The sequence below is a fragment of the Aestuariibaculum marinum genome (assembly GCF_014596975.1).
GTDB classification, from domain to species: Bacteria; Bacteroidota; Bacteroidia; order Flavobacteriales; family Flavobacteriaceae; genus Aestuariibaculum; species Aestuariibaculum marinum.
Genome location: NZ_JACVXD010000012.1, coordinates 86,193 through 96,254, shown reverse-complemented (window position 1 = coordinate 96,254; position 10,062 = coordinate 86,193). Strand labels below are relative to the sequence as shown.

Annotated in this window: 8 protein-coding genes and 2 tRNA genes; 8 read left to right on the top strand and 2 right to left on the bottom strand. The window is 33.8% G+C overall.

What is annotated here, in order from left to right:
* Nucleotides 1–42: 42 nt before the first annotated feature.
* Nucleotides 43–115, bottom strand: a tRNA-Phe gene (locus ICJ85_RS14990).
* 342 nt (nt 116–457) lie between these two features.
* Nucleotides 458–530, bottom strand: a tRNA-Phe gene (locus ICJ85_RS14985).
* 170 nt (nt 531–700) lie between these two features.
* Between ICJ85_RS14985 and ICJ85_RS14980 the strand changes: the two genes are divergently transcribed.
* From ICJ85_RS14980 to ICJ85_RS14945, 8 genes are all read left to right on the top strand, one after another.
* The gene (locus tag ICJ85_RS14980) at nt 701–1,432 is read left to right on the top strand and encodes a type III pantothenate kinase (RefSeq protein WP_188224611.1); all 732 of its coding nucleotides are present in this window, start codon (nt 701–703) and stop codon (nt 1,430–1,432) included.
* The gene (locus tag ICJ85_RS14975; protein WP_188224610.1) at nt 1,429–2,730 is read left to right on the top strand and encodes a hypothetical protein; all 1,302 of its coding nucleotides are present in this window, start codon (nt 1,429–1,431) and stop codon (nt 2,728–2,730) included. The genes ICJ85_RS14980 and ICJ85_RS14975 overlap by 4 nt, the downstream gene beginning before the upstream one ends.
* A gap of 24 nt (nt 2,731–2,754) precedes the next feature.
* Nucleotides 2,755–4,137, top strand: a complete 1,383-nt coding sequence (locus tag ICJ85_RS14970; RefSeq protein WP_188224609.1) for a hypothetical protein — start codon at nt 2,755–2,757, stop codon at nt 4,135–4,137.
* Nucleotides 4,138–4,176: 39 nt separating this feature from the next.
* Nucleotides 4,177–5,520, top strand: a complete 1,344-nt coding sequence (locus ICJ85_RS14965) for a tetratricopeptide repeat protein (protein WP_241739561.1) — start codon at nt 4,177–4,179, stop codon at nt 5,518–5,520.
* A gap of 43 nt (nt 5,521–5,563) precedes the next feature.
* Nucleotides 5,564–6,118 (top strand): LPS export ABC transporter periplasmic protein LptC, encoded by a 555-nt coding sequence (lptC, locus tag ICJ85_RS14960; protein WP_188224607.1) that lies wholly within the window; start codon nt 5,564–5,566, stop codon nt 6,116–6,118.
* Nucleotides 6,119–6,249: 131 nt separating this feature from the next.
* Nucleotides 6,250–6,441, top strand: coding sequence for a hypothetical protein (locus ICJ85_RS14955; protein WP_188224606.1), 192 nt, complete (start codon nt 6,250–6,252; stop codon nt 6,439–6,441).
* Nucleotides 6,442–7,731: a hemolysin family protein gene (locus ICJ85_RS14950; RefSeq protein ID WP_188224605.1), complete on the top strand. Its 1,290-nt coding sequence runs from the start codon at nt 6,442–6,444 to the stop codon at nt 7,729–7,731.
* Between the two features lie 142 nt (nt 7,732–7,873).
* Entirely contained in the window at nt 7,874–10,003 is a 2,130-nt protein-coding gene (locus tag ICJ85_RS14945; RefSeq protein WP_188224604.1) for a SurA N-terminal domain-containing protein, read from the top strand.
* Nucleotides 10,004–10,062: the final 59 nt, after the last annotated feature.

Here is a 10,062-nt window from a genome sequence, read left to right as displayed (position 1 = left end):
AAAACAAAAAATCCCGAAACAAATGTTTCAGGATTTTTGTAGTGGTACCTCCAGGAATCGAACCAGGGACACAAGGATTTTCAGTCCTTTGCTCTACCAACTGAGCTAAGGTACCTCTGTTAAGCGGTTGCAAATATATAAGCTTTTTGCATTGCTACCAAGAGAAAAGTGAAAAGATAGACGAAGTTTTTTTATCTAAAATACATGTATTGCTTTTCGCGTTGTAAATCAGGTATATCCTATAAAAATAATCTGTATAAATTTAAGGAGGTTTACGGGAGTAATATTACTTGCTGCTGGGATTAGGGAGAATTAAGTTTCAAATGTTATATAAATTGTGTGTATGGATTCTAAGACGTGTTCAGGCTAAACATCTATTGGCGACCATTAAATAAAGAGAGTAGTAACATTATATAAAACAAAAAATCCCGAAACAAATGTTTCAGGATTTTTGTAGTGGTACCTCCAGGAATCGAACCAGGGACACAAGGATTTTCAGTCCTTTGCTCTACCAACTGAGCTAAGGTACCTCTGTTAAGCGGTTGCAAATTTATGTTCTTTTTACATTTTCACCAAAATAAATTTGAAAAAAATGTGTTTTTTTTGGTTTTTAATTTTTATAATGTTTGTAATCAGTAGTATACATGAAGCAGGGGTTTATTAATTCTGGTTTTGTAAATTTACAGCTTTAATAGAACAGATGAATTTAGTAATTGATGTAGGTAATACGCTGGTTAAGCTAGCAGTTTTTAAAGAGAATAAATTTTTAGAAAAGCAGGTCGTTGAGCAGAGTGAACTTGTTGAAGCTATAAATAAGTTAAAACAGACGTTTAAGACTATAAATCGGGCTATTATTTCTTCTGTAGCAAAGTTGGATAAAAGTATTATAAACGATTTAAAAGAGCAATTAGAACTATTAGTTGTTGATTCTAATACTAAATTGCCTTTTAATAACTTATATCAAACACCGAAGACATTGGGAGTCGATCGTATTGGTTTGGTGTGTGCAGCAGTTAATAGATTTCCTAAAAAAAATACGTTAATTATAGACGCCGGCACTTGCATTACTTATGATTTCGTAACAAATAAACACGAGTATCTGGGAGGTGCTATTTCCCCAGGGTTGAGAATGCGTTATAAGTCGTTACATAACCAAACCGCTAATTTACCATTGTTAGAAACAGAAAAGCCAAAAAGTATTACAGGAAACTCCACAATTAATTCAATACATTCTGGTGTTGTTTACGGTGTTTTAAATGAAATCGAAGGAATTATTCTTAATTATCAACAAAAATATCCAGATTTAACAGTTATTTTAACAGGGGGCGATTGTAATTTCTTGTCTAACCAATTAAAAAGTACCATATTTGTCAACCAAAATTTTCTTTTAGAAGGTCTAAATCAAATATTACTATATAATTCAAACGAATGATTAAAAAACTTGTATTAATTTTTATTGCAGTAATTGCAATTAAAAGTTACGGACAAGAGGGAACCGCCTCTCCATATTCTTTTTACGGCATTGGTAGCTTAAAATTTAAAGGTACTGTAGAAAACCGTAGTATGGGAGGACTTAGTATTTATTCAGATAGTATTCATGTTAACTTAAGAAACCCGGCTTCTTACGCTGGTAATAATTTTGAAGGCCTTAACGATGGCAGTAGTCTCGTTAAGTATACTGTTGGAGGAACATATTCTAGCATTAACTTAAAAAGTGAAAGTAGTAGTGATAATGCCTCTTCTGCAACATTCGATTATTTAGCAATGAATATCCCTATGGGGAAATTCGGTGTTGGTTTTGGTTTAATGCCTTATACATCGGTAGGGTACAAATTAGAGTCGTTAAACGATAATGGTATTTCTCATAGATTTCGAGGCGAAGGTGGCGTGAATAAAGTGTTCATGGGCTTAGGATATCAAATTATGAAGGGCTTAAATGTAGGTTTAGATGTTCATTACAACTTTGGGAATATTCAAAATAGTACAGTAGCATTTAATTATGATGATGATGGTGTACCAACACAATATCAGTCCAGAGAAAACAATAGATCAGATTTAAGTGGTCTAAATGTAAATTTAGGGGTGAATTACAAAACCATGATAACTGAAAAACTTGAGTTTGTTTCAGCCTTAACCTATACACCGCAAAGCGATTTGGTCTCTAAAAACGAACGTTCTTACTCTACAATAACCCTTTCAAGTACAGGCCAGGAGTTTGTTGTAGATACTATTGATGAAGATTTAGAAGAGCAAGGCTTGCTAGAAACAGACTTGGTTATGCCATCGAAATTATCTTTCGGAGCAGGTATCGGGCAACCATTAAAATGGTTTGTAGGGATTGAAACCCTGTTTATGAGTACAAGTAATTTTTCAAATGAATTATATAGAACGGGAGCTTCAACTTACGAAGATTCGCAATCATATACCATTGGAGGTTTTTATATTCCGCAATATAACTCCTTCAATAATTATTTTAAACGTATAACCTATAGAGCCGGAATGCATTTCGAAAATACAGGTTTACAAATCGAAGACGAGTCTATAAACGAGTTTGGCATATCTTTTGGAGTAGGATTACCAGTTGGTACTTTCTTCTCTAATGCAAACATGGGTGTAGAACTTGGAAAAAGAGGAACAACTAACAGCAATTTAATACAAGAGAATTTTATTAATTTCCAATTAAGCTTATCTTTGAACGATAGATGGTTTCAAAAAAGGAAATATGACTAACAGAAAAGAGAAAAATTAAGAAACATGAAGACGAAATTTACATTTTTATTTGCTTTATTATTTGTTGGCTTCACAGGTTTTGCACAACAAGATGAGGAATGTATGACTAAGCTTTCTATATTCCATGAGTATGTAAAAGCAAAGAATTATGAAGCCGCTTACGAGCCTTGGAAGGCTGTAAGAGAAAAATGCCCGAAATTTAATATTGCTATCTATATTGATGGTGAGAAAATTTTAGAGGATAAATTAGATAAAGTTGAAGGAGACCAAAAAGTTGCAGTAATAAATGATTTATTAAAACTTTGGGAACAAAGAGTAGAGTATTTCCCAAGTAAAACACCAAAAGGAGAATATGCTGCACAAGCTTGTCAGTTACAATACGACAACTACAAATTATTAAATAAATCGGCTGAAGATTTATATGCTTGTTTTGATGCTGCTTATAAATTAGATAAAGAAACATTTACAAATCCTAAGAGTTTGTATTCTTACTTTTCTTTAATGGTAGACTTATATGATGCTAAAAAGAAAACAGATGCAGAATTATTTGATAAGTATGATGATGTTGCAGAGAAAGTTGAAAGTGAAATAGAAAACTATTCTCAAAAATTAAATCCGCTTATCGAGAAAGAAGAGGCTGCAGGTACAGATTTAACAGGTAAAGATGCACAGTACAAAAGATATTACGAAAGTTATTTGAAAGCTTATGATCAGGTAGCTGGTGCCATGGATAAAAAATTAGGTGATCGCGCAAACTGTGAGAACTTAATTCCTTTATACGAAAAAGACTTTGAAGCAAACAAAACAAACGAAACATGGATTCGTAGAGCGGTAGCTAAAATGTACGAAAAAGAATGTACAGATAGTCCGTTGTTTGTTAGGTTAGTAAATGCACAACACGAATTAAACCCTTCTGCAAACTCAGCTTATTATTTAGGTGTATTAAAAGATAAAGAGGGTAAGTCAAGCGAAGCTGTTAAGTTTTATCAACAAGCTATCGATTTAGAGACTGATAACTATAAAAAGTCGAAAATTGTATACCGTGTTGGAACTAAATTTAAGAAATCAGGAAGCTACGGTCAGGCGAGAAATTATTTCCGTCAGGCACTTAAATTAAACCCATCAAACGGTCGTCCGTATTTAGCTATTGCAGCAATGTATGCAGCAAGTGCCAATAATTGTGGAGATACAGCGTTTAATAAAAGAGCAGTTTACTGGTTAGCAGCTGCAGAAGCTGATAAAGCTGGACGTGCAGATGCAACCTTAAAAAAGGCAGCAGCACAATCGGCAGCGAGTTACCGCGCTAAAGCACCACAAAAATCTGAAATCTTTAGTGCAGGAAATGCAGGTAAGGTAATCAGCATTGGTTGTTGGATTAACGGTTCAGTAACGGTTCCTAATATCTAAAAGATGAACGCTAGAAGTTCTAAAAATATAATTTTATCAATGGCCCTATTTTTAATAGGGCTTTTTGGTTTTTCGCAACAAGATGAAGAATGCGTATTAAACTTTTCATTGTTTTATGAGAGCGCTAAGTCCAAAAATTTTGATGCAGCCTACGAACCTTGGATGTTAGTAAGAAATAAATGTCCAAAATATAGTTTAGGTATTTATTCGAAAGGTGAAGACGTGTTAGAATATAAAATAGAAAAGGCCCAAGGAGTTGAAAAGGTTGCGTATATAAACGACTTGGTGAAATTATGGGAGGAACGTTTGAAACATTTTTCAAGTAAAACTCCAAAAGGACAATACCTGGCAAAGTCTTGCCAATTGCAATACGACAATAAAGCGCTTTTAAATAAAACGGATGATAAACTTTACAGTTGTTTTGATCAAGCTTATAAAGAAGATAAAACATCATTTTCTCATCCTAAAAGTCTGTATACTTATTTTTCTTTGATCGTTGATTTGTATGATGCAAAAAAGAAGTCGGATGCTGAGTTATTTGATAAGTATGATGACATAACAGAAAAAGTGGAATTAGAGGTATCTAATTATGCAGCAAAGTTAAATGCATTAATTGAAAAGGAATCCTCTGGAGCTACTTTAACTTCTGCCGAAAAAAAGAACATGGGGATTTATGAAGATTGGTTAGGGGCATATGAAACAGTTTCAAAATCGATAGATGGTAAATTAGGAGATAGAGCCAATTGTGAAAATTTAATTCCTTTATACACTAAAGAATTCGAGGCTAATAAAACCAATGAGCTTTGGTTAAAAAGAACTGCTGGTAAAATGTCTGAAAAGGAATGTACGGGTGATCCATTATTTATCAAGTTGGTTAATGCCTTACATGAGTTAAAACCTTCAGCCAATTCGGCGTACTATTTGGGTATTTTAAAAGATAAGGAAGGAAAACCAAATGAAGCTATTAAATATTACAAAGAAGCGATTAGTTTAGAAACTGATAATTTTAAAAAAGCTAAACTTAATAAAACCATTGCTCAGAAGTTGAAAGCTAAAGGAAGTTACGGGCAGGCCAGAAATTTTTTCAGACAAGCATTAAAACTTAACCCGTCAGATACCAGTCCTAATATTTCTATTGCAGCCATGTATGCAGCGAGTGCTAATAATTGTGGAGACACGGCGTTTAATAAAAGAGCAGTATATTGGTTGGCAGCCAATGAAGCTATGAAAGCCGGAGCGGCAGGGAAGCAATCTGTAGAAAGGTATATGGCATTAGCGCCTTCTAAACAAGATGTTTTTAGTTGTGGATGTTCTGGTGAGGTTATAAAAATAGATTGTTGGATTAGCGAGGTTGTAACGGTTCCTGTTGTGGGGAAAAACTAAAATTCTTAAAAGGTGAGCATCTTTTAAAGGTTGAAAATATTTAATGAATACAAAGAAGTTGAATAATACATTTTACATTGTGACTTTATTAACGGTGACAATGTTTTTTTCATGTAACAACAGTTACAATGAAGTGCAACAATTAGGAATGTCTGAAAACGAGCCTATGGGTGTTGCCGAACATATTAACTTAAAATATACCGATTCTGGTCGGGTAACCGCCAATTTGTTAAGCGCAAAAATGCTGGATTATAGTAATCGAGACTTTCCGTTTAACGAGTTTCAAGGAGGTATAACCTTGTACCTCTACGATGAGGAGAATAAAAAAAGTACCGTTGTGGCAGATTATGCTATAGTGTATAATAAAACCGATTTAATCGATTTACAAGGAAATGTGGTAATCACTACAGTTGATAACCGTGAGTTAAAAACCGACCAGCTGTACTACGACCAAAAGAAAGAATGGTTGTTTACCAATAAGCCGGTAACTTTTACATCTGAAACCGATATTATTAATGGTAATGGTTTCGATTCTAATTCTAAATTCACAAACGCCGAAGTACTTGAAGTAACAGGTGTTATTACCGTAGAAGATTAGAAATAGTTGCAAACTTGCGAAATTAAAATTCGCTTTACTTCAAATTTAATTATCTTTACATTACAAAAATTAACACATACCCGAATACATTTTCAGTTATTGTTGATGTCTTCGAGCACTAATATAACCTTATGAAATACTCTAAAATTTTTCAATTCGCTTATCTGGTTTTCGCTGTTTTATTTCTTTATGATGGCATTACTAAATTAGGTAAAGGCAATGGCGCATATGTGTCTTTCGCCTTAGCTGGCCTTGCGATTTTTATATTTTTCTTCAGAAGAAAGTTTGCTAACAAATACGGTAATAAAAACAATAAAAAATAGATGAGCATTTATGTTATTATCATAATTGTATCATTATTATTGTCGGCTTTTTTCTCAGGAATGGAGATTGCTTATGTGTCTTCAAATAAAATTCACATTGAAATTGAGAAAAAGCAGGAAGGCTTGCTTTCCAACGTCTTAAAAAAACTTACCGCTAAACCATCCAAGTTTATTGCAACCATGCTTATTGGTAATAATATTGCTTTGGTTATTTACGGTTTTTTTATGGGCGATTTGTTGGTAGAATGGTTTCAGTCGCTGTTACCATCAACCTACAATTTTATCAATTTAATGTTAACGGACTTTAGTTTGTTATCGCAAACTATAATTTCAACCTTAGTTATTTTAATTACGGCAGAATTTTTGCCGAAGGTGTTTTTTCAAATTTACGCCAATACCTTAATTAAAACCTTGGCCATTCCGGCATATGTGTTTTATATTCTGTTTAGTTTAATTTCCGATTTCGTGATATGGATTTCCGATTTTGTGCTTAAACATGTGTTTAAAACAGAAGGCGATCAAATTCAACTGGCATTTACAAAAGTAGAACTGGGTAACTATATTAGTGAGCAAATGGAATCTGTTGAGGAACATGAGGAAGTCGATTCCGAAATTCAGATTTTCCAGAATGCCCTAGAGTTTTCTGAAGTTAAAGCCCGTGAGGTTATGGTACCTCGAACAGAAATTACAGCTATTGAAATTAACGATTCTCTAAAAAACCTAAGTAGTTTGTTTACCGAAACCGGGTTTACTAAAATTTTGGTGTATAAAGAGACGATTGATGATATTGTGGGGTATGTACATTCCTTCGAATTGTTTAAAAAGCCGAAAAATATTAAGGCGATGGTTTTACCAGTGGAGTTTGTTCCGGAAACTGTTTTGATAAAAGACGTATTAAGTTTATTGATCAAAAAACGAAAAAGTATCGCAGTGGTTTTGGATGAGTATGGAGGAACCTCAGGTATTATGTCGGTTGAAGATATTGTAGAAGAGTTATTTGGAGAAATTGAAGATGAGCACGATACCGTCGATTTAATTGAGGAGAAGCTAGATGATGAAACCTACACGTTTTCAGCACGTTTGGAGGTTGATTATATTAATGAAACCTATAAATTGAATCTTCCGGAAGGTGAAAATTATGAGACTTTAGGAGGGTTAATTGTAAACCATACCGAAGAAATTCCAGCTCAGGATGAGATTGTAAAAATTGATAATTTTCAATTTTCAATCGTAGAAGTATCGAATACTAAAATAGACCTTATTCAGCTTAAAATTTTAGATGAGGATTAATGTTTAATTAAATCACATCTAAGGGCTTTTATTATTAAATAGAAAATAGTATTTTCGCCCACGACGTATGTGCGGGAGTCACATATATAGAACTTAACAAGCTAAATCCCAACAAGGATTTTTTAAAAATTTTTAATTACAGATGGCAGTTTTAAATAAGATTAGACAACGCTCACTATTTTTAATAGTAGTCATAGCACTGGCGTTATTTTCTTTTGTATTAGCAGATTTATTTAAAAGCGGAAGTGCTTTTGCAGGTAGCGACAATGTAGTAGCGACAATTAATGGAAAGGATATTACCCGTGAAGATTTTCTTCAAAAAGTGGAAGTAATGCAACGCCAATTAGGTCCTAATGCAACCAATACACAAGTAATGAACCGTGTTTGGGATCAGGAAGTAAGAAAAGCAGTAATGGAAACTCAATTTGAAGAGTTAGGTATTTCTGTTGAAAAAGACCAGATGCGTGATATTTTAAAAACTGCTTTAGCAAATAGCCCGGAGTTTTTAAACGAAGCTGGATTATTTGATGAAAATAAGTTAAACGAATATATCGCAAACTTAAAAGAAACATCGGCAGAAGGGTATTCGCAGTGGGTAAACTACGAGAAAACTATTGCTTCTAATGCGTTACAACAAAACTACTTTAACATGGTTAAAGCTGGTTTAACAGGAACGTTAGCAGAAGGAGAACTAGAGTATAAGTTAGAAGGGAACAAAGTAGATATTAAATATGTACAGTTAGCTTATAGCTCGATTGCCGATAGTTTAGTTGAAGTGTCTAAATCTGATATTTCAAGCTACATAAGTAAAAACAAAAAGCAATACGAAGTAGAAGCTTCAAGAGATATTAAGTTTGTTCAGTTTAATGAAGTAGCATCTGTAGAAGATGAAAACGAAATTAAAAAGGAATTAACAGATCTTTTAAAAGATAGAGAAGAGTACAATAGCGTTACTAAAGCTAACGAATCTGTAAAAGGGTTTTTAAGTACTACAGATGATGAAGGATTTGTAAATTCAAATTCAGATATCAAATTTGACGATCGTTTCTTATTCAAATCAAGTTTACCATCTACTATTGCAGATAGTATTTTTAAATTGAATGTAGGTGAAACTTATGGTCCTTATAAGGATAACGGTTACTATAAAATTTCAAAAGTAGTTGCTGCTAAACAAGTACCAGATTCAGCAAAAGTAAGACACATTTTAATTCCGTTTATCGGAGCGCAAAGTGCACAAATGGACGTTACCCAAACTGATGCGCAGGCTAAAGCAACTGCCGATAGTTTATTAGCGGTAATTAAAGCAGATCGTTCTAAGTTCCCAGAGTTAGTAACAGAGTTTTCTTCAGATAAAGGAAGTGTAGAGAACGAAGGGCGTTACGACTGGCACCCATACAACACTATGGTTCCTGAATTCAACGATTTCGAATTCGAAGGGAATGTTGGTGATTTAGGTGTGGTTAAAACGGTATTCGGTTACCATATTATCGAGATTGAAGGTCTTAAAGAAAAACAAAAAGCTGTTCAGGTTGGAACAATTGCAAGACGCATTGAGCCTTCTGAAGCAACTATAGATAAGGTGTTTAGAGATGCATCAAGTTTTGAATTAGCAGTATTGGATGATAAAGATTTTGATGCTGAAGCTGAAGCTCAAAAGTTTGTAGTTAGACCTGTAAATGGTATTAAAGTTTTAGACGAAAATATTCCAGGTGTTGGTAACCAAAGACAAATTGTACGTTGGGCTTTTGAAGAAGGTAACAATGTTGGTGCTATCAAACGTTTCTCTGTAACTAATGGGTATGTCATTGCGCAATTAGTAGCGAAGCATGAAAAAGGATTAATGTCTGTTGAAGAAGCAACAGCAAGTGTATTACCAATCATCCGTAAAGAGAAAAAAGCTGAGATGCTTAGAGATAGAGTATCTGCAACTAACTTAGATGATTTAGCAGCTAGCCAAAATACATCTGTTAGAACAGCGTCAGCTATTAACATGAAGAATCCAACCATTTCTGGTGCTGGTAGAGAACCATTAGTTGTTGGTGCTGCTTTCGGATTAAGCGAAGGGGAAACTTCAGAATTAATCGATGGTAATAATGGTGTTTATATGGTGCAAGTTACCAAAGTAACTCCTGCAGTAGCTTTAGAAAACTATCAAGCTGCAGCTAACCGTGTGGAACAACAAAAAATGAATGTTGTAACTTCTAAGTTATATAACGCATTAAAAGAGTCAGCTGATATTGAAGATAATCGAGTAGAAACTCAGATTCAATAAAAGAACTCTTAATAATATTTAAAAGCGGAACAATGTTGTTCCGCTTTTTTTATGCCTTA